This is a genomic window from Vibrio antiquarius, assembly GCF_000024825.1.
In the GTDB taxonomy this organism is placed as follows: Bacteria; Pseudomonadota; Gammaproteobacteria; order Enterobacterales; family Vibrionaceae; genus Vibrio; species Vibrio diabolicus.
Genome location: NC_013457.1, coordinates 900,460 through 922,059 on the forward strand (window position 1 = coordinate 900,460; position 21,600 = coordinate 922,059).

Annotated in this window: 17 protein-coding genes; 6 read left to right on the top strand and 11 right to left on the bottom strand. The window is 44.1% G+C overall.

Translation table 11 applies throughout. The annotated features are described in order from the left end of the window. Nucleotides 1–69 precede the first annotated feature (69 nt). From VEA_RS18910 to VEA_RS18930, 5 genes are all read right to left on the bottom strand, one after another. Nucleotides 70–4,188, bottom strand: a complete 4,119-nt coding sequence (locus VEA_RS18910) for a M66 family metalloprotease (RefSeq protein WP_006741272.1) — start codon at nucleotides 4,186–4,188, stop codon at nucleotides 70–72. Between the two features lie 31 nt (nucleotides 4,189–4,219). Further along, nucleotides 4,220–5,089: a hypothetical protein gene (locus VEA_RS18915; RefSeq protein WP_006741271.1), complete on the bottom strand. Its 870-nt coding sequence runs from the start codon at nucleotides 5,087–5,089 to the stop codon at nucleotides 4,220–4,222. Between the two features lie 1,028 nt (nucleotides 5,090–6,117). Continuing rightward, nucleotides 6,118–6,351: a hypothetical protein gene (locus VEA_RS18920; RefSeq protein WP_005393681.1), complete on the bottom strand. Its 234-nt coding sequence runs from the start codon at nucleotides 6,349–6,351 to the stop codon at nucleotides 6,118–6,120. An 87-nt stretch (nucleotides 6,352–6,438) separates the two neighbouring features. Further along, nucleotides 6,439–6,993 (bottom strand): sugar O-acetyltransferase, encoded by a 555-nt coding sequence (locus tag VEA_RS18925; RefSeq protein ID WP_005393677.1) that lies wholly within the window; start codon nucleotides 6,991–6,993, stop codon nucleotides 6,439–6,441. Between the two features lie 129 nt (nucleotides 6,994–7,122). Continuing rightward, nucleotides 7,123–7,521 (bottom strand): OsmC family protein, encoded by a 399-nt coding sequence (locus tag VEA_RS18930; protein WP_005393675.1) that lies wholly within the window; start codon nucleotides 7,519–7,521, stop codon nucleotides 7,123–7,125. 203 nt (nucleotides 7,522–7,724) lie between these two features. Here VEA_RS18930 and msrB point away from each other — a divergent pair, with 203 nt between their 5' ends. Further along, a complete protein-coding gene (msrB, locus tag VEA_RS18935) occupies nucleotides 7,725–8,867 on the top strand; it encodes a peptide-methionine (R)-S-oxide reductase MsrB (RefSeq protein ID WP_006741270.1) in 1,143 nt (380 codons plus the stop codon). A gap of 51 nt (nucleotides 8,868–8,918) precedes the next feature. Beyond that, nucleotides 8,919–9,065 (top strand): DUF2256 domain-containing protein, encoded by a 147-nt coding sequence (locus tag VEA_RS23610; protein ID WP_074189751.1) that lies wholly within the window; start codon nucleotides 8,919–8,921, stop codon nucleotides 9,063–9,065. Nucleotides 9,066–9,136: 71 nt separating this feature from the next. On the opposite strand, the gene VEA_RS18940 is transcribed toward VEA_RS23610, so the two are convergent. The 3 genes from VEA_RS18940 to VEA_RS18950 are packed head-to-tail and all read right to left on the bottom strand — an operon-like array spanning nucleotide 9,137 to nucleotide 12,726. Beyond that, nucleotides 9,137–9,844, bottom strand: a complete 708-nt coding sequence (locus VEA_RS18940; protein ID WP_005393660.1) for an SDR family oxidoreductase — start codon at nucleotides 9,842–9,844, stop codon at nucleotides 9,137–9,139. Then, nucleotides 9,844–11,388: a cryptochrome/photolyase family protein gene (locus tag VEA_RS18945; protein WP_006741269.1), complete on the bottom strand. Its 1,545-nt coding sequence runs from the start codon at nucleotides 11,386–11,388 to the stop codon at nucleotides 9,844–9,846. Before VEA_RS18945 ends, VEA_RS18940 begins: the two co-directional genes overlap by 1 nt. A gap of 3 nt (nucleotides 11,389–11,391) precedes the next feature. Continuing rightward, on the bottom strand, nucleotides 11,392–12,726 hold the full coding sequence (locus tag VEA_RS18950) for a DASH family cryptochrome (protein WP_006741268.1): 1,335 nt from the start codon (nucleotides 12,724–12,726) through the stop codon (nucleotides 11,392–11,394). A gap of 381 nt (nucleotides 12,727–13,107) precedes the next feature. Between VEA_RS18950 and gefA the strand changes: the two genes are divergently transcribed. Beyond that, nucleotides 13,108–14,121 (top strand): diguanylate cyclase GefA, encoded by a 1,014-nt coding sequence (gefA, locus tag VEA_RS18955; protein WP_005393654.1) that lies wholly within the window; start codon nucleotides 13,108–13,110, stop codon nucleotides 14,119–14,121. Nucleotides 14,122–14,225: 104 nt separating this feature from the next. Here the strand turns inward: gefA and VEA_RS18960 are convergent, their stop codons facing one another. Continuing rightward, nucleotides 14,226–14,804, bottom strand: coding sequence for an aldolase/citrate lyase/malate synthase family protein (locus tag VEA_RS18960; protein WP_005393653.1), 579 nt, complete (start codon nucleotides 14,802–14,804; stop codon nucleotides 14,226–14,228). Between the two features lie 176 nt (nucleotides 14,805–14,980). On the opposite strand from VEA_RS18960, the gene VEA_RS18965 reads away from it, so the two are divergent. Further along, nucleotides 14,981–16,537: a DUF3612 domain-containing protein gene (locus VEA_RS18965; protein WP_081441251.1), complete on the top strand. Its 1,557-nt coding sequence runs from the start codon at nucleotides 14,981–14,983 to the stop codon at nucleotides 16,535–16,537. A gap of 388 nt (nucleotides 16,538–16,925) precedes the next feature. Here the strand turns inward: VEA_RS18965 and VEA_RS18970 are convergent, their stop codons facing one another. Then, complete coding sequence (locus VEA_RS18970; RefSeq protein ID WP_006741266.1) at nucleotides 16,926–18,281, bottom strand: diguanylate cyclase; 1,356 nt, start codon at nucleotides 18,279–18,281, stop codon at nucleotides 16,926–16,928. Between the two features lie 131 nt (nucleotides 18,282–18,412). Between VEA_RS18970 and VEA_RS18975 the strand changes: the two genes are divergently transcribed. Together VEA_RS18975 and VEA_RS18980 are read left to right on the top strand one after the other, a co-directional pair. Continuing rightward, nucleotides 18,413–19,018, top strand: coding sequence for an alpha-ketoglutarate-dependent dioxygenase AlkB family protein (locus VEA_RS18975; protein WP_041853098.1), 606 nt, complete (start codon nucleotides 18,413–18,415; stop codon nucleotides 19,016–19,018). A 69-nt stretch (nucleotides 19,019–19,087) separates the two neighbouring features. Then, nucleotides 19,088–20,176: a DUF3541 domain-containing protein gene (locus VEA_RS18980; protein WP_006741264.1), complete on the top strand. Its 1,089-nt coding sequence runs from the start codon at nucleotides 19,088–19,090 to the stop codon at nucleotides 20,174–20,176. Nucleotides 20,177–20,230: 54 nt separating this feature from the next. Here the strand turns inward: VEA_RS18980 and VEA_RS18985 are convergent, their stop codons facing one another. Then, nucleotides 20,231–21,439 (bottom strand): NupC/NupG family nucleoside CNT transporter, encoded by a 1,209-nt coding sequence (locus VEA_RS18985; protein WP_005393641.1) that lies wholly within the window; start codon nucleotides 21,437–21,439, stop codon nucleotides 20,231–20,233. Between the last annotated feature and the right edge of the window lie 161 nt (nucleotides 21,440–21,600).

Genomic DNA, 21,600 nt, shown 5'->3' on the forward strand with positions numbered 1-21,600 from the left:
TTCCATCAGTCCTATGACGAAAAAGGCCTGCATTGCTGCAGGCCTTTGTATGAGTGAATTAAGAGTTATTTACTGGAAACTCACTGCAGTTGGTAGGCGATCAAGCATCTTGTAGTAATCACCAGCCACAGCGCCGATATCACCACGCAAATACGCTTGAATCATATTGAGATCTTTCAGCCAAAGTTCTTTGTCAGCATCTGAAGACGCCATGTACCCTGCGTACACATTGTCGACCGCGAACATCATGTCTTCAGCGTGATCGTTGTAAATCAAAAGCATCGCATCAGTGTAAGCTTCGAACGCTTTCAGCTCATCGTGCGCTTTACCACCTTTGTAGCTCAATGTGCCCGAAGTTGCATCGATGACCAAATCACCCGAAGTCACATTCACTGTCGTAAAGTTGATGAAAGACTGGCTAAACGACAGCACACCTGCCGCGATATCCGCATCAATGGTTCGCTTCATTGCGTTGACCATTGGCGCATCCAGCAGCAATACAGGATCGTGGAACGCTGGGACAATCGCTGTTCGGAATGGCCCCCAAGCACTATCGATGCTCTCTGCAACCTTGTTTAGTGTTGCAGGCTCATAGCTATCTAGGTACGTTTTTAGATCGTAACCTTTGGACGTCACCAGTTGATTTGCGTAGTCGTAAGCCAGCTTGTTTGCTTTTGTTGCCACAAACTTCTCGCCGTCGATAACAAACTCAACCTTGTCACCCGCGATGATACCGTAACGGTCTTGCTGCTTCGTAAACGTATCAAACTGAGATTGACCACGAGTCTTCACTGTATAATCGTAAGACTTCATTTGGTTCACACCCATTCTCAAGATGACATCGCCAACACGTCCGCGACCTTCTGCACCAATATCAAGGAATCTTGCAATACCACGAGGCATTGGTGGTAGGGACTCCATTTGCTCAGTGATGTGTAGGTTCACGGTAACACCTTTTAGATTGGTGTATTCCTTACCGTCTTTACCCACCAATTTAACTGGCGTATTTAACGCGTCATTTGCCACGATGTTGCCCATGATGTCTTCGTATTCAGCTTGCACCCCAGGGATATCAAGCAGCGATGCAAAGCTCACCTCATCGGTAAAACGGTTCGAGAATCGACGTGCTAAGAAGTGGCTCGCCAACGCTTTATCGGGCCAGTTACCCAACACAGACACCGCATTTGACCAAGGGTAATCCGGGTCAAAGCTACCAATTGAGTTTAGGAAGCGTCCATTCGCAGTTTCCGCAACAGCTATATAGCCCTCATCTGAATCTTCGATAAAGCGTGCTACCAAATCATCAAAACAGCTGGCTGTTGAAAGATCGTAATCTGCCGGAATCTGGTGTGAGTTGTTGTCTAACAGTTGACCAAAAGAAATCACTTTTTGGTTGCCTGCCGCATTTTCTATCACACATTGATGCTCTGGTGTGCGCAAGATATCAAGGAAGAACGCCGCGGATTTTTTCGCCCCATTCGCGTAATCACAGAACCATGAGTTATCGGCTTTACCTTCGCTACAGTATTGAGGGTTTGAAGCAAGGCGCAATAAGAAGTCACCCGGCTTATCCGTTGACGAAGTGTAACCCAAATTGGTGTACAGGTTATCGATGCGCTCAAGATCTTCCATCTTGTCACGGATAGCGCTCATTTCCATGTAACGGCGCACTAAGTAACCAGGATAATCAGACGAGAACAATCCCGTCGTCCCATATAGCTCCAAGTTGCGTCGATCATAGCTATCGAGATAGTTCTGCCACTCGTAAGAAACAATTTCTTCTAGGTTTGTACCTTCGTCAAAACGGTTACAGTCGCTGTTTAGAGAAACGTTCCCATCGGTACAGAAATCGTAAGACTTACGCTCAATTTCATTCACTTTATCTAGGTAGTAAAGTGCGCCATAACGAGTTTTCGCATTCAGTTCTGGATCATCAGACAACGCGGCGGTATCGAATCGGCTGAAGTCACAGTTGTAGAGTGATTTGCCTTTCTCGTTCCCCGTTAATGCCTTCACTTCAGAACACACCATCAGCGATGTGTTGTCTGGATTGTTGCCAAACTTGTATGCAAAGCTTTGTTGGTAGGCTTGCTGATCAGCGAGGTACCGGGCGTATGCCGCTTTGTCTTCATCGCTTGCACTGTCTGCCGGCTTCGCAACAGGTGCAGGAGCCGAGCCTGAAGAATCTTGAATCGTCTCGACTTTACGACCATAACCAAACTTAAAGGCCGCAATGTCGTACAGACCCCAAGTTGGCGTTTCATCCAACATGCTTGGCGCGTAGTCCATCGTCGAACTGTAAGCAGGAATGTTGTTCAAACCAAGTTGATGCGCTTGCTCTAGCGTGTAGTAGTTCGCTTTGTCATTTGAGCCTTTAAAGTTATGGCGCAGACCCATGTTGTGGCCAAGCTCGTGAACGAGCGTATTGCTGTAAGTCGCAACCGTAATCGCATCTGCGGCTTTCACTTGCAACTCTTTTGGCAGGTATTTCCAGCGCTTAAGCTGACGTGATACTTCGTTACCTGCGTCATCGAGTTTGATCTCAAAGTAACGCTCGTCGTCCAACTTCAAGTTGTCCAACATGGCCTTGTTAGTTGAAGAAACCCACGACGCTTCAATTGGATAAACGTTGTTCTCTGCCCAGAAAGACAAACGGTTCTCTTCAGCTTCAACCACCTTTTCAAACTCCATATCATCATTGAAGTTTTTCATTAGCTGAGTTGGGCTCTTTGTCGCCGCCTTGCCAGAAACGATGTCTTCTTTTGATACGAAAGGCGCATAAATGTTTTCATCCGATTTCAGGCTCGCCATTGCTGCCATTGTCGAGAGGGCTTCAACTCTATCCTCGACCTCTGTTTTCACCGTTTCACTATTAGTCGGCAGTGGATCCAATCCATCTAAGTCCAGCTGATTACGATTGTAGAATCGCGCCAAGTTATCCCAATAGAAAGGTACACCCGTTCTTGCAACGCCTGCGTATTGGTTCACGTGGCCTTTGATGATTTCCCCCGTCATCGGGTTAGAAACCGACGGGCCGTAGCCAAGCAGACCGTTCGCTAGAGGCTCGTCAATCAGATTAATCACGTTGTAACGCAGATCTCCTGGGTGAATACCAGCCGCTTTGGTTTTGTTCACAATCTCGATTTCAGGCTTGCCTGCATCCGCCCCAAATACATTCAGCGCTTGGTTCATCTTGTCGATCGATTGCAGCGTTGCATCCAAGAACAACTTGTTCTTCTCTTCAAAAAAGTTATCGCTCAAGTAGTATTTGATAGAACCTTGATTCGGGTTGAAACGATTGAGGTAAACCACATCACGGTCGTATTTATTCGTGACTGGGTTAAGCTTTTTCGTCGACGTGGTGAAGAAACCAATGTCGTTCTCATCACCCACAGGGTACAAGATCGGTTGGTAACCTTCGGTTGCCACTTCACTTTCGTGCACTAACGAGTAGTAGAACCGAGATTTAAACGCGCCATCTACAAGCGCTTCATCCAAACTCGCTTTCGTTGCAAAGTTGATGTAGTCAGAAATATTATCTAAATCGATACGGAACGTGCGCTCTAGTTCGAAATTGAGAAGACCGTTTTTAGGGTCAAAATCCCACGAGATCAATCGTGGTGCGCCAATTTCATCAATGCCCTCGGTAATGCCATACAGATCTTCCATATTGAATTCTGCAATTTCGAGATCTTCAGGACGAGGAGTGAAGTGGGTTTTCTTCTTGTAGTTTAGGCTTGCGTCTTCATTGGTTTCTTCTTTGTTGGTGCAATCACCATGCGCGTCTTCTTGACAGCGATACGCCGCAAAGTCACCCGGAATCGTCAGCACTTGCGCGAAGTTAACGCCGTCGTCGTCTGCGACAAATTTCTCTTCACCGCAGTAATTATTGGCATCTTTGCTTAGATGCGCGTCTGGGTAGTTTTTATCGTAACTGCGAACTTCCAGACCTTCTTTGGTAAAACAAAGCTCAACGTAACGAGGTGAACCTTGCAAGAATGGGAATTGGTTCAGAGCAAAGCGTGGCGCGGCACCAGTCGTCGGAACGTAAAACCAACGACCGTCTTTAAGATCTTTTACTGCGACTTCTTTTGCATCTCTTTCGACATAGTCATACGCCTGATCATCTGCGCCACAGCCTGCAAGTGCGGCCGTTATTGCTGACACCAGAGTCAATTTTTTAAACATTATTTGGATATCCTTAATTGTTGTTATTTTCCTAGAAGGAGTAAGTCACTGTCGCGATGTAAGACGCTTTCTCTTGGTCCAACAAATCGATGTTGCCCAAGGTGCCTCGCTCTGCATCTTGATAGAAACCCGTTGATGACGCCGCGAGTAGCAATGACCAACTTTCATCAAACTCGTATGTGCCGTACAACGCCCCCTCATACTGCCAACTGCTTCTGCGCGTACCTTGATAACTGATGCTGTTACCACCTAACGCCGTGATCCCCACTGCGAACGATTCCCACGACTTTTCCGCAACAGTAAACAACGAATAAGTCCACTCAGTCAGCGAGCGTCCCCCCATGGTTTTGTATTCGTGGAAATTTTTTCTCAGTCTTGGCGAAACCGAAAAATCGACGCTCCAAGCTGAAAAAGAGATCGGCACATCTAATCGAACCGCGGTGTGCAGTTCATCTTTACGAGATGTTTCTGAAGTTGGAATGGTGAGCTGACCCGCAACGCCGATTTTCCCTGTATCTCCAAAGCGATATAGGTTCGTGTATTGCAAGCCCAACACCGAATCTGTCGCGTAGGTGCCGACTTCATCTTCTAGGGCACGATAGCCACCCGTAGAAAAATAGGCTTTTGTGTCGCTCGAAAAGGAATAAACGAGATCGCCTCCCCACGAGAAATTGCGGACAGAACGGTAGTCGTCTTTATCGTAAATGTTTGTATCGTAAGATAGGTAAACGGCCCCACTAAACTTACAAACAATACAGGACGCATCTCCTTCATTTTGTGTAGATTCAGGCGTGCTAGTGCTATCAATTACACTTGTTTCCACCGCGAATGATGGCGCTGAAAACAGCGTACCCAACAACATTGCAAGCGGCGTCATCATCCACTTTGTTGTGTGCTGCATGTTTTGAAACTTCCATGAGAATTAAGTTTATTAGAATAAACTTAAAGACAAACAGATTATTGGGATGAGATTCCATAAAAATTCAGATAATCAACCCCAATAAACCTATCAACCATAAAATTACTCTTATGGTTAAATCCTTATTTAATTTTTTAATACTATTTATTTGAGTATTGTCGCGTTCTACTTTGCTTAAAAACGTACTTTAAAATGACTTTTTATAAATAAAACCACTCACCACAACATTAAAGAAGCAGCAAAGCAACGCCATTAAAATAAAAGTTAAAAGACAATTATTATCAACAACTTAAAATCAACAAAAACAGTTAAAATGAATGAGTGAAAATGTAAAAGTTAAAATAAAAAAATATAAGAACATCATTCCGTTTAATTTTAGTCGTTATTGTATTGAGAAAGTTTAATTTTCAATTTCTAAAATTGGTGGGATACACATAAGAGAAATCATCAAAACCATCCGTTGTTAATAATGAATTTCGCATTTAAAACAAAAGATAGAAACAAGATCAAATTCATGTTTTCTAATATATCTATTCAACCCTTCACAAGTTTGAATAGAAAATCAAACTTTCAGTCAATCTAAAACCAACAAAGCATTCACCAAGTGAATATTCAAAGGATAAGTCAAAACTAAATAGCACATACGGTCAGCATATTTGTGAATTACTATTCATTAAATGTTTTTTTATAAATTAAACATTAATGTGACCAATTTCACAAAACTGCACTATATATAACATAAAGCAAACGAAATTTAAGTGTTTACGGACCCAAAACGTGTCGATAGAACAGAGGTTAAACATCGAGCTGAAACACGCATTTCCCACCAAATTTATTATACATAGCAGTGATTTACCTGTATCCAAGCGGTTAAAATGCGTACTGATGTGACTCATTTTTGAGAAAGGAACATAAGAAGAGCAAAAGCACTAAAAGAGGATAATGCGATTTGAATAACCAGTGCTTCAAACCGCACTTATGAACTTATGCAGAGAAAGAAAGACTATCAGTTACTGTTGAATGGTTTTATGACCACAGTTTTCGCAGATCAAGTGACGTTCAAATTCATCCATAGAAGCAAGGAAGGCGCCGAACACTACACTTTTGAGAAATCCAGCGATGAACTCTTTCTTGTTGCGATTTTTATCGCCTTCAAAGCCACTTTTCTTTCTGACTAACACCACTACATGATGCGTTTCTACCCCACATGTCGGGCACATGAGGACTTCTGTCTTGTTCGACATCTTAGACTCCTTGGCGAATTATCCCTTTCTGATGGCATGATTCTCTTATGCCTGTAAAGCGAGTCATCATACCATCACTATCGATTCTTACTCTTCTTCGTTGAGACGACGAATCAACTTAGCAGGTGTGCCTCCGTATAGACAATCTGGCGGCACATCATGGTTGACGACCGAGTTCGCCGCAATCACCGAGCGAGCACCAATCGTTACACCTTGGTTAATGACGGAGTTACCACCAATCCACACATCATCTTCAATCGTGATAGGTTTACAAAACGTCTCCCAACGTCGGCGACTTCGGTAATCAACAGAATGAGAAGCCGTATACAATTGCACGCTTGGACCGATTAGCACGTGGTTCCCGATGGTAATTTTAGCGCCATCAAGCATGACCACATTCATGTTGATAAAGGTTTCTTCGCCGATTTCGATGGTTTTACCGAACTCGCAATGGAAAGGTGCTTGAACAATGCAAAGACCCGCTTTGCCAAACAGCTGTTTTTGTAATTCGTCGCGCTGACTTTCGTCGGTATTGTTATTGAGCGCTCTAAGTGCTTGAAGAGCATGACTTCTAATTGCGTCAATTTCTTTGTCCATGCCATCAAAGATTTGACCAGACATCATTTTTTCGAGTTCTGTCACTGGGAGACTCCTAAAACCTGCAATTACTACTTTCAGATTAATCACACGGTACGTGAATTGCGGAATAAAAAAAGAGAAAAGCCTGCACTTTTCTCTTTCCTGTTTTTATATTTTGTGGAGTCTGTCGACTTACACGATTTCCCAGCTGTGGGTCATCTCAACACCTTCACCTAGCATTAAGCAAACCGAGCAGTATTTTTCTAGCGAGTCAGCCGCCACTTTTGCTACGACTTCTGGGTCAAGCTCGTCACCTGAAACTTCAAAGTGGATATTCACTTGCGTAAAGATACGTGGTGCGGTTTCACGACGCTCTGTAGTTAGCTTGGCATTAACAGACAAGACCTTTTGTCCTGCCGTTTTCAAACCGTCGACAACATCGACAGAGCTACAGCCCCCAGCGGCCATTAGTACCATTTCCATTGGGCTTGGTGCCGTTGCACCGCCATTGCCATCCATCACTACGGAGTGACCCGACTGAGATTGCCCAAGGAATTTAAAATCTTCTACCCATTTAACTTCTGCTTGCATGATTTACCTCATTTAGCATCGCTCGTTGAAGACATCGTTGCCCTATCAAGCGGTGTATTTCGTGTCGATACTTTAGCTTTCTCGCATAAAAGGGCAACGGAATTTTCAACATTGCTGTAATTTTTTCGCTCGGTTGCCTTTCTCTATACGTAACACTTTTTATTTCAGTCACACTTTCTACGGAAAACAACGTTGAGGTAGCTATGAAGAATATATCTAAGTTATTGGTCGGATTCTCTTTCGCACTTCCTGTCTTGTTTCTACTTTTGAGTAAAGCAGGCACCGCCGATACGATGGATAAGATGAAGACTTCAGAGAATGCAGAAATCGCCATACTGGCTGGCGGCTGTTTCTGGTGTACAGAATCTGATTTGGAACAGTTAACTGGCGTAGTCGATGTCGTATCAGGCTATTCTGGTGGTCATGTTGAAAACCCAACTTATCGCCAAGTTTCATCAGGTAAATCAGGTCACATAGAAGTGATCGAAGTTAAGTACGATCCTAAAGTGGTTAGTTACGAGCAAGTGTTGGACTACTTTTTCCGTCATATCGATCCTACTGACGATAAAGGCTCTTTTGTCGACCGTGGCCCACAGTATCGCCCTGCTATTTTCTATCATAACGCTGAACAAAAGCAGATCGCAGAACAGTTTATAATGGAAATCGACAAGGCGATGATCTATCCAAAACCGTTGAAAACAGAATTGATCGAGTTTGAAAAGTTTTATCCCGCAGAAGAGTATCACCAAGACTATTACAAAAAGAGCAGCTTAAAGTATAAGTATTATCGCTATGCGTCTGGTCGAGATAAATACTTGGATGAAGTATTTGGTGATGATCGTAAAGAGCCCCCAAAAACGCTTCGTCAGTTGATCGAAGAAAAAAAGTTGCTATCAAAAGTGAAAGAGTACAGTAAGCCTGCTAAGTCCGAGATCAAATCAAACTTAACGGAGTTGCAATACTACGTAACACAAGAAGAAGGCACCGAGCGTCCGTTCGACAACGAATATTGGGACAACAAAGAAGCGGGGATTTACGTTGATATCGTAACTGGTGAGCCGTTGTTTTCTTCTACCGATAAATACAAATCGGGGACGGGTTGGCCAAGTTTCACTAAGCCAATCAACCCAGGTTACATCGTTGAAAAAACCGATTACAAACTGATTTATCCAAGAACGGAAGTTCGCAGTAAGTTTGGCGATTCTCACCTTGGTCATGTTTTTAAAGACGGTCCGAAGCCAACAGGATTACGCTACTGCATGAACTCTGCGGCAATGAAATTTGTACCTGTAAGTGAAATGAAAACGCAGGGGTATGAAGAGTATCTGTATCTCTTTGATAAATAGTTCGTATTCATTCAACTTCAAGGGCATACGATGGCGAATGGGGAGGACCAGATGAAAGGTTTTAAAACACAATTACCAACCAAAATCTGCTCTGTTTGCCATCGCCCATTTTCTTGGAGAAAGAAATGGGCAAGAAATTGGGACGAAGTCGTTTACTGTTCTGAGCGCTGCCGAAGAAACAAATCAGTCAAAAGTTAGAACCACAAAAACTTTATGCCGCACTGCTAGCCTTATTTTCCAAGGTTACTTTGCCCAGACCAAGCTGCGCTTCACCAAGGTAACAAGGCACCATCATAAGCCCAAAATGCCCCACTATCCTGCGGGGTTGCTTTGTCAATCAATCCCCATAAGTCTCGCGCGACACGCTCTGGCCTAAACAGCTTTCCTTCAGGTACATTCGCTTGAAAAGGTGCCGACAAAGCCGTATCTGTTGTGCCTGGGTGAAGAGCGAGTACAGTCCCGTGTTTGACCATTCTCCGCCATTCAATCGACATGGTTTTGAGGAACATATTTAACGCGGCTTTCGATGCACGATAGCTGTACCAACCGCCTAAGTGATTATCACTAATACTGCCAACTTTGGCCGAAATGGTCGCAAACTTGGGGTTGGTACTGCGTTTTAACTTGGGCGTGAAGTATTTCGCCAACAGTAAACTCGGCAAAGTATTAACCATGATGGTTTGCTGAAAAAAGTCTGCGTCGAGCGAGCTAAGATTCTTCTCAGGACCTTTATCTTGGGTATGCAACATACCAACGCAGTTCACCAACCAATCAACATGTTCAATTTGCTCACTGAGTGCTTTCACCTGCTCGTCCTGCGATACATCCACTTGATGCCAAAATACATTTGGGTGTTGCCAATCTGGTTGGTGATTACGATAAGTGGCATGCACGCGAGCTTGGGGAAAGCGAACTAGCGCTTGTTGAACGATCGCCAATCCAATGCCGCCATTTCCACCAACGATCAGTATGTCCATTACAAGCTCTCCAAGTTTTCCATATAGTGCTCAGCGGTATCTAATATCGCTTGGCGTTGCTGCTCTTCCATGTTGTCCCAAGAACGGAAAATCATCCCGATTCGTGGGTTGGTTGCGAGGCGCTTGTCGTGCTTGTTCATAAAGCGCCAATACAAGCTGTTAAACGGACACGATCCTTCCCCGCTCCTCGCCTTATTGTCGTAGTGGCAACCCTTACAGTAGTCACTCATTTTGTTGATGTAAGAGCCACTCGCCGCATACGGTTTGGTGCCAACAATCCCACCATCTGCAAACAGTGCCATACCGCGCGTATTGGGCATTTCTACCCATTCAATCGCATCAACGTAGATACCGAGATACCATTCATCCACTTGGTCTGGGTCGATCTCGGTTAATAAACAAAAGTTACCGGTTACCATCAAGCGCTGAATGTGGTGCGCGTAAGCGTAATCAAGAGACTGGCCAATCGCGTTGCGCATACAGGCCATTTTGGTTTCGCCGTTCCAGAAGAAGTCTGGCAGCTTTCTACTCGCTTCCAGTTCATTCTTATTCGGGTAATGAGGCATGTTCGCCCAATAAACGCCTCGGATGTACTCTCGCCACCCCAAGATCTGACGAATAAAACCTTCTACCTGAGAAATATCGATGTCGGCATTGGCATGAAATGCCTTAAGTGAAGCGTCAATCACCTCTCGTGGATTCAGCAACTTGCTGTTCAGCGAGAACGAAATCCGGCTGTGGTACAAGCTCCATTTAGCCTCGTGCTGACCTGTCATGGCGTCTTGAAAACGACCAAACAGTGGCAAACAGACCTGACAAAAATGCGCGAGTAAAGACAAGCTTTGAGAGCGATTTACTGGCCAAAGTAAATCACCATTTAATTTACCTATGGTTTGAATGTTGTGCCGACCTAAGCGCTCGACAATATCACTGACGTCATGACTAAACATTAATGGCTTTGGCAGCTGTTCAATGTCTTTTGCTTTAAGTTTATTTCGGTTATTGGCGTCGTAGTTCCACTTTCCACCAATAGGCTTACCGTCTTGCATCAAAATGTTGAAACGCTTACGCATACGGCGATAAAAGTGCTCCATCATGATGTGTTTACCTTGAGGAAACTGCGATTCTATTTCCTCAAACGGTAACAAAAAGTGTTCCGAATCGACGCTGCGCATCACGACCCCATCAAGCTTTAGTTTGGCTAACTGCTCTAGTAAACGGTATTCGTCGGGGCGTTGATATTCAAACTTACTTGCACCAACTTCACTCACGTAGTGTTGTAAGACTTGCGCAAGATCCTCGAAAGATTGTGTGTCATCCAACGTAAGGTGCAAAACTTGATGCCCTTCTTCCTGCAGCTCGTTGGCAAAATTCGCCATCGCAGAGAAAAAAGCACACACCTTTTGAATGTGATGCGTAACGTAAGTATTTTCTTGTTTCAACTCAGCGACAAGGTAAAGCACCGAGTCGTCTACACGTTGAAACCACGAATGCTCGCTATTAAGTTGGTCACCAAGAATGAGCCGAACCGTCTCGTAATGCATTGGTTATCTCCCGCTCTCTTTTTTTGACGCAATCGGCCAATCCACCATATCGACACTATCAAGATGTACGCCTACGCATCTCCCCTGCCATTTGTCGATAAATGAAAAATCTGGATCATAAGTTTGTGTCTGCTTTTCTAGATTAAACTGACGTGAGCCACGTGGGTCAGCGCCAACACCAGCTAAATACTGCCAGTTTCCCCAATTAGAGCCGACATCGTAATCAATCAACTGAGTTTCAAAATAAGCAGCACCGTAGCGCCAGTCGAGTCCGAGTTCATGAACCAGACAACTCGCGACCAGTTGGCGCCCTCGGTTAGACATATAACCCGTTTTATTAAGCTGATGCATACATGCGTTAACGATTGGAAAAGGTGTCTCGCCTTTCTTCCACTGCTTAAAGCGTTGCGCATAAAAGCTGGTCAGTGGTGGCTGGTTGGCGATACCGCCAAATCGAAACAACTTCTGTTGATACTTTCTCGCGTACCAATAAAAGTATTCCCGCCACAACAACTCGAAATAGATCCAATAGGTTGAATCATTTGCTCCGTTCTTCTGCTCATATTGTTTGAGCATGGCATAAATGATTGTAGGAGAGACGCAACCATGAGCTAACCAAGGTGAAAATTTGGTTGAATACTCCATCCCATCGAGCTCATTGCGAGTCTGTTTATATTCGCTCGCTAAACTTGAAGCAAAATAGCGTCGACAATGTTCAAGACCGCTCAGTTCTCCGCCATCAAATACTGGTTTGGTGTCAAAGTAATATGTCGTGGCGGTAGGAAAATTCATACCTGAAGGTACTGGCGGTAAAGCATGAACGCTCTCGTAAGGTTGAGAGAGGTCTAAACCTTCGACCTGCTTTCTAAATTTCGTGAAGGTCGCAGGCAGTTGCCTTAATTCAAATGGCAACTGTTCTTCGCGCAACAAAGTGCGGATCGCTTGCTGTTTGATGTTCACATGGGGAGTGCCTTTAATTGCACGCTCTAGTGCCTGTTGCTCATCCGAACCAGCAAACGCATCAGCATAAATATGAGTGATGCCGAAATGACTGATGGCATATTTGATCGCTTGATAGGGCGTCAGTTCAACCGTCCATAATCGTTGCCCCAATTTAGCTAAAGATTGATTAAGTTCATTAAGCGATGCCTCGAGAAACTGCAATTTCGCACGCCCTAAAGAGGTCTCCTGCGCAAAGTGCTGCAAGTAAGGTGTCACCGAGGGGCGACAATACAAACAAATTAACTCATCCATTTCTGCACAAGCGTCTATCAACAGCGGGTTGTCATGCAAACGCAGGTCATTAGTGAACCAATACAGTCCTATTTTCTTATCCAAGTCGCACCCTCTTTTTGTAAACTCGTTTTTTGTAAACTCGTTTTTTGTAAACTCGGAGTCCCGCGTTCTTGTTGCAAATAGCCTAAGCGCTAAGTCTTTTATTCCACTCGTTGTTGTACGGGCAATAGAGCTTTACGATCATTAGGTTACTGACAATCTCACTAAACCAATTGGCTGGTCATCTTAGAGCCCTTAACACCAAAACATCGTTTGCACATGTTTCATACTAAGATTTTATAAAATTAAAATTTGGCGATATTGATAACGGTCTTAATCACTCATTTTTTATATAAACCATGCAAAAATGATAAAAATTAAAGCGATATTGGTTAATATCCGTTAATCTAAGTCCAATTCCATTTTGCTAGTACCATCGCAGAAATGACCGACGAGTTTAAAAAATCGACCGCTAATTTGAAAAAAGCGGTCCCACTAATGATCAAAAATCATGTTGCTGCCACGCCAGCCAACTATGCGCTTTGGTATACCTACGTTGACAAGACCATTCCTGAACTCAACTTTGAGTTGGATACGGTGTTAGAAAACTACGGTATCTGCCCGCCTGCAACCAATAAACAGCTTTATAACAACTATGTTGCCAGTAAAGCAGAAACTAGCCTTGAAGATCTTAGAACCAATGTAGAAGTTCTGCTGCATGAAGTGTCCAGCTCGATGAGCGATACACTTTCAGATACTTCTTCCTTTTCTGAAATGGTAGACAAAAGTTTTAATAAGCTAGAAAAAGTTGAAGACAACAGCTTAAGTATTGAAGAAGTGATGGTGGTGATTCGTCAACTTGTCGCAGAGTCACACGAAATTCGTCACTCGACAAAGTTTTTGAATAGCCAATTAACTAATGCGAGTGAAGAAATTTCTCGCCTCAAAAATCAGCTGGCTGAAGTACAGCAAGACGCATTGTTTGATGGTCTATCCAACCTTTACAACCGTCGAGCTTTTGATAAAGATCTGTCTTCGCTTATCGCATCAAATCAAGCAATGACCTTGATCATGCTTGATATCGACCATTTCAAGTCATTTAACGACAATTATGGCCACCTTTTCGGCGATACGGTACTAAAAGCCATTGCCCGTCGACTACAACAAAGCTGTCGAGATGGAATATGCGCGTATCGTTTTGGTGGTGAAGAGTTCGCTTTAATTGTGCCCAATAAATCTCTGCGAATTGCTCGCCAATATGCAGACACACTACGCCGCATGATAGAAAAACTGCGCATCAGAGATAAGCGTTCTGGTACACAAGTTCACAGCATTACTGCTTCTTTTGGGGTAGCAGAATATGAGGTGGGTGATACACCTGAAGCTCTGGTCAATAAAGCCGATAAGCAACTTTATGAGGCAAAACAACTCGGTCGTAACCGCGTGATGCCCATTTAAATCAATTTGTTATGTAAGCTTGGTTAATAGGACCGACTTTTTCGAAATAGAATAAAAAACCCGCACTATTGAGTGCGGGGTCTATTTATCTGGCGCTTCACATCTTAATCGACACTGTAGCAGTAGCTTAGAATATAGTCGTCACCGTTTTTCGCAGTGTATTCTTTATCTTCACTGCATGCCATCGGCTTACCTTTTTTGTCGCCTTTGATTAAGCTGATCCAGTGGCGCATCGCCGTCGGCGCATTACCCGTTAGTTCAGGATTAAACGTAGTGCGTGTTTCCAGTTGAATGTCATCAATATCCATCAACTCCACACAACCGGTGCCTTTATGACAGCCAAATAGCACTTCTACGTGGTTACCTGAATCGTCTTTAAACAAGATCGATTTTGGATCTTCTTTCTCACCCGTATACGCCACAAAGTGTTTTGGGCTTTTCAGGCCGCTGTGTGTGCCGTCTTTGAAGTAAGCCAATACATGGCGGTAATCAATTACGTAACTTGATACATCTTGGTGCGACCCGTTCTCCAATGGGAACATGCGGTCTAGTAGTTGCTTCGCTTTTACTTGCTTCTCGCTCTGCTGCTCAGCACTTACCGCTTCGACGGCAAATACAGCTTCAGCGATAAATGGGCGTTGTTGTTGTTGCATCTCTTTTTTATCGAAGTTCAGCATATTCATCGTCATATCCTCGCACTTAAAAAAACTCGTCCTAGAGTAAAAACTTAATTCCTTCGTTTAAGTTTCAGGCAATTCTGTGAAGTTGATGGTTAATTTCCTTGCCTGCTTATTATGTAGACTAGCGAAATATTGACTACAATTTCACAACAAAAATTTTACAATGTGAATTTTACAAAATGTCTGTGTCAAAAAGCCTTATTCGTCAGTCCCATTTTCTAGGTACGAAAATTCGCAACCTAAGGAAAAACAATCATTTAACTATGGAGGATTTATCTGCACGCTGTGTAAGGATCAATCCTGAGTACGCACCGTCGGTATCTTACCTTTCGATGATAGAGCGCGGAAAACGCGTTCCGAGTATTGATATGCTCGAAGTAATCGCGGAAGTTTTTCAAAAAGATCCTGCGTGGTTTTTAGATGATGAACCGGAATTAGAGGCCATTACCCCCAACAAAGGGAATCGTGGCGGTATCAACGGTATGGCATTGGAGCCGAGCTTTTTGTTCTCCAATGATATTCTCCAAATCGCAATTCCAGAGATGTTGTCTCAAACGGGTATTACTGGACGTCAATTCGCCCACTTGCTGATCCGTGCGCACCAAGAGAACCATCAAAACCATTTTCCTGATTTAGAACGCGCAGCCGAAGAGGTCGGCTTGAAACGCCTGAATCTATCGGTAGAAGATCTGATAGATATTGCGAAAAGCATGGGATTGGATATTCGCTGGGTAGACCGAGCACCACAGGATGTGATTGATGAACTGGGCGTCAGCGCCAAACAGTTGATTACGTCTTTCATGGAGCCACCTGGGACTATTTATCTCAATAAACGAATGCGAGACTACCCAACCCGATTGAAATATGACTTGGCGGTATACATCGGCCATCGCGTGCTCCATAGCAGTGATGCAATGAATAACGTTTTGTCTATTGGGCATCAAAACAACTGGGAGCAAATGGACAGCCCAGTTTCCAACTCTGAGCTCAACTCGCAAGATATCCTACAAGCTTGGCGCGATTTTGAGTCCAGCTTTTTTGCTGGTGCCTTGCTTTGCCCCAAAGTACCATTTCGTCAGTTGCTTGACCGTTCCGGTTACGAAATTGATGTTCACAAAAAGGCCGGCGTTTCTCCTTCCGTTGCGATGCGTCGTATGACCGTGGTTTCTCCGTACCCTCATTGGCACTACTTTGATGCCTATGGTCCGGGCAAGTTGAAAGCGGTATATCGTGGAAATGGCATCCCGCTTCCTTGGGGCAATATGCGCAAAGTGAACGATCCTTGCCAACACTGGGCCGTATTTAGACGTCTAGCCCAACCTTTGGATACCAGTTCAGCGCAAATTTCGATTTTGAATGTGGGCGACGAGCCACGTATTTACTGTTGTGAATCAGTCAACGTATTTGACCCTGCGGGGAACAACCGAGTGTTGTGCGCGGGGATAGATTTAAACCCTGCGATTTCTGCACAAGGTGGTGATGCGGTTTCTATTGCGGAAGAGCTGAAGTCACTTTGTGTCGCTTCCGGCGGAAGTAGTGTCATTCCTCCCCACATCAAAAAAGACTTAACAACCATCGCTAAGATATTAAACATCAATTGGATAGAACGAGGTATTCAAACCCAAGCTAGGCTAATCTGCTCAAGAGGGGCCGTTTGTCCAAGGCAGCCTAGTTGTTACAGTAAGTGCGGAGAAGCCGATGATACAGGTGACAACGTGAATATTATTGGTCTCTAGAAAGAAAAAACGCCAATCACAATAATCGTGATTGGCGGTATATACTTGTGAACAATGTGTATTCACTAACAACGTCAGTTGGCTAGGTGACCCTCGGCTTAATAAGGGTCACTCTAGATAAAGCACGATGCGTGCCAACTTTAAAAAGGCCGTTTTTTAATAGATCCAGATGCATATCGTTGCTTTATTAACCATAAATTTCGCAAACTGCATTTGCAAAATGCAACAACATGCAAATATGCCACTTCATGCACTGCTAATAATGACTCTCTCAGCAAAGAGTCTATTAACATGTAAAGTCATATATTCTTATACCCAAATGATGGTGAGATTTCGGATTCTTAACCTTACCACTGCTCCAAAGCCCTGATTGAAACTGGGCTCAGGTTCATCCGCCATGTTTTTGTTGATACATTCTCTCATCGGCTATTTTCATCATTTGCTCTGGAGATGACATGTCCGGATCAAATATCGCGTACCCAATGCTGGTTCTCAGGTAGATGAGCGCTTCATCGTAAATCACGGGCGTCGAACATAAAGCTAACCTGAGCTTTTGTAGCAGAGACTGAACATTTTCTTCCGTCCCAGGGTTATGAACGACAACTAAAAACTCATCCCCTCCCATTCGGGCCACAATATCTGATTTACGCAGAGAGCTTTTCACTCTTTCAGCCGTAGCGACTAAGACCTTGTCGCCTGCGTCATGACCATAGGTATCGTTAATATGTTTAAACCTATCCAGATCTATATTGATTAAGGCGAAGCTGTAACGCTTTTTGTAACGTTTCGCTATTTCAAACTGCTGCTTGTAAAACTTCATAAAATAGCGACGGTTTGGTAAGTGCGTCAGTTCATCATGCAGTGCTCTATCATCCGCAATGGTGTACAAGCGATAAATCGCAATAAGCGCGAGGCTCAGTGCAAAAACAATGGGATAACCGATAAGCCTTGCTAAATAAAGCTGATGCCAAGGAATTTGACGGTCGAGTTTGTCTCCGGAGAAAACCACCATACTCCATCCACCATAAGGAAAATGAACCATTTCTTTCGCGTATGGCTTTTTGGTTTCACTCAGTGCGCCAAAGAAAACGTCACCAAAAGCACCGCCACTGTCGTAACCACGAATCATCAAAGGATAGCGATAAGAGAAATCGATCACGCCAGTTTCTCGCATCAGAGCATCAAAATTAATCACCGCACTGATCACACCCCAATAATCTTGGTTCAACGGTGGATCAAGAAAAACCGGAACCCGCACGATCAAGCCTTTGCCGCCTTGAATCAAGTTGACAGGCCCTGCTATAAATATTTCTTGTATATCCTTAGCTTTTTGTACCTGCACCCACTGCTGTGGCACCGTTCGGTAATCGAGGCCGATTAAACGCTCATTACCTTGGCGGGGAAATATATGACTGATAACATCATTCTTCGCAATGCCAATGATCGTAATATGTTTGCTTTTGCTCAGAATGCGGTGAGCCGCAATGTTCAATTCGTCTTCTTGGTTTTTAGGCAGTAAAGTAATAAGTGTCGCCAAGGTACTGGCTTTATAGATATCCGCCATAAGTACCGCTTCCAAATTGGAACGGAGGGTGGAAAGTTGCTCTTTGGCCTCAACTTGAACTCGCTCTTGGTGAAGCTCTTGCTGATTTCGATGCAACAGCTCAATAACCCCAACGCATAAAGCGAAAAAACAGAGGAAGAACAATGCAAAATAGCATCGCTTTCTGGGTAAATAACGCATTTTCTCCCCACAACTCGTATATCGTTACGAGATTTTTATTTATTGTTAAAATTCTTATTATCACAAGAATAACCAATCCCAATCGGAAAGGTAACAGTGATTAAAATTTTTTATGTTTTAGGTATGAGATGATGCATCAACAAGGCGATTTATTTGGCGGTACTCAGTGGCAAGAAGTAGAAAGAGGTAAACTCTATTACGATCCTTACTTTCTTAGCAATCTAGAAGCGGATCACTACTTTGACCAACTTCTGGAAACACTGCCATGGCATCAAGAGCGCATTACCATGTTCGGCAAGTCAGTACTTCAACCTCGTTTACAAGCGTGGCACGGTGATGCAGCATATACTTACTCAGGCTTAACCATGCAGCCTCACCCTTGGACTCCTGAGTTAACTCAGCTCAAAGTGCGCTGCGAGTCGATTGCGGATGTAGCCTTCAACTCTGTACTTGCCAACCTATACCGACACGGCCAAGATTCGATGGGCTGGCACCAAGACAATGAACCAGAGCTAGGTAGAAATCCGGTTATCGCCTCTTTGAATTTAGGTGAAACACGTCGATTTTTGCTCAGAAATTTACATTGTAAAACTGAGATTGAATATGAGCTTTCTCACGGCTCCTTACTGGTTATGGCTGGCGAGCTCCAACATCACTGGAAACACTGTGTACCAAAAACCGCGAAAACCAAAGGTGAACGTATCAATCTGACTTTTCGACAGATTTTTAACTATTGACTCAGCTTTTACATTCTTAATTAATATTGATGGTAGGTTTAGATTCAGGACTTCATAGGGAATGGATTTATGCGCATCAAACCTCTTAGCTTAGCGGTCTTACTCTCTTGCTCACTTACCTTTGCTGTTCAGGCATCACAGGAAGAGATACCGCTCCTAGATAATGCTCAATCAGCACAGTTGATTCGTAATACCTACGAGCAGGAACTGTTCACTTTACCTGCGTTTAAAGAGGGGCACTTTGGCTTACGCATGTACCGCCAGACATTAGATGAGAAATATCACGCTGCCGTTTGGACCGACATGGCACAAGTAGCTAGCCGATTAAACCGATTTGCTAATGAAGTCGTTGAACCTGAAGATATTATTCTTTATTCATCACAAAGATTGACCGCGTATCAAGAGAAAGAAAGTGAGCGAGGGCAACGACGCTATACCGTCACTAAACACCATCCTGAATATCTTTATCTTGGCGTGGATTTGCTTGGCGCAATGGCAAGAGCAAACGAATATGGTCTGAAACATAAGCAAGACAAGACGCTAAGAAAGATCCTGAGGCGCTACGATTTCTCGCGTTACGTTACGGACAAAGAAATGATAGAGGCGTGGGCAGCTCAGCTCGCAAACCAAGTCTACTGGCTTCGCCAGCTAGGCGAGCAAGATGTGGTCGACGAATTCACTCAAACCTTCCGTAACACCTACCCTGACGATAAAGATAAGATGCTTTCAGCTCAGCAGTATTGGAACAAACTCTATGGTATGACGCACATCATCTTTGCCGACTCACAGTACTATCAAGAACGAGTAAGCGAAAAGAAACACCAATGGATTTATGATTACTTTCGCAACAACATCGACACTATCCTACTGCGCGCCAAAGAAGACGTAATTGCAGAAGTCGGCATTTCGTTTTTGTTAGCAGGCTTGGATCACGATCCGGTCGTCGAGAAAACCCGCCAAGCCATTCGTCACGCAATCAACGCTGAAAAAGGGATGATTCCATCGGTCGATGGGAGTTTTGATCTCAAGTACGGCGAGCACCGTAACGTGCTAGCCATCATGCTGCTCGATTGGAAAGGGGTACATAAAGCGCCAACTTATCAAGAGCACCCTGACGCTTTTAAATCAATACCCTACGGCTTAATACCTAAGCCTTAGAAATAATAAAACCCGCCATTTAGGCGGGTTTTTAGTGTGCATCTTCAATCTAAATTAGAGCGAGATGAAAATACCCGCTAAACACGCACTCATCAGGTTAGCGAGTGTGCCAGCAGCAACCGCTTTTAGGCCTAGACTTGCTACATCTTTGCGGCGCTCAGGTGCCATCACGCCGATAGAACCCAGCTGAATCGCAATTGAACCAATGTTTGCAAAGCCACACAACGCAAAAGTGATGATGACTTGAGTATGCTCAGACAGCGTCGCTTTGTGCTGTACAAAATCGATGAACGCAACAAACTCGTTCATCACAACTTTCTGACCAATGTATGAACCCGCAGCAAGGATTTCGTGGCTTGGCACACCGATCAACCACGCTAGAGGTGCAAACAAGTAACCAAAAATCGCTTGGAGCGTCACACCAGAGAAACCAAGTATGTCACCTAAGTTTTCTAGTCCCGTGTTCACCATCGCGATAACACTAACAAAAGCGATAAGCATGGTACCAACAGCAACGGCCACTTTCATACCGCCCATGGCACCGCTTGCTAGCGCATCAATAACGTTGCTTTCTTCTGATTTATCTAGCTCAATATCGTTGTAATCGCTTGGCGTTTGGCGTTCAGGAACGATAATTTTTGCCATCATCAAACTACCTGGAGCTGCCATAAAGCTTGCCGCAATCAAGTATTTTAGGTCGACACCTAAACCGGCATAACCACCAAGCACACTACCCGCCACAGAAGCCATACCACCAGCCATCACAGCAAACAGTTCCGAGCGAGTCATGTTCGAAAGAAATGGACGAATAAGAAGTGGGGACTCGCCTTGAGATAAGAAAATGTTACCTGTTGCAACCAGAGACTCTGCTTTACTCGTACCCAAGAACTTCTGGATAGCGCCGCCAATAAATTGAATCACTTTTTGCATGATGCCCAAGTAGTAAAGGGCGGAGATAAGAGCACTGAAGAAGATGATGATAGGAAGGACACGAATAGCGAAGATAAAGCCAGAAGAAGCGAGGTCACCAAAGAGGAATTTAATCCCCTCATCAGCAAAGCTGAGTAGCCCCGCGACACCATTACTTAAACTCGCCAGCGCCGCCTGACCTAACGGGAAATAAAGCACTAAGGCAGCAAATCCCATTTGTAGCATCAAGGCGCGAGATACGGTTTTCCAATTAATGGAAGAACGGCCCTCAGAAAGTAGGAAAGCACAACCTAGCAGTGCAACAATACCAAATAGACTAAATAGAACACTCATGAGCTGGACCTACTGAACGTTGAAAAAGAAAAAAGAGCCAAAGGAATTGGCAGAAGAAAGGGACAACGCAGCGAGTGATAACTCGCCTTCAGATCCAGAATGTAGACAGAACGAATAGTTCGACATCTTATTTTTACCTTATACAAGCAATTGAACGTAGC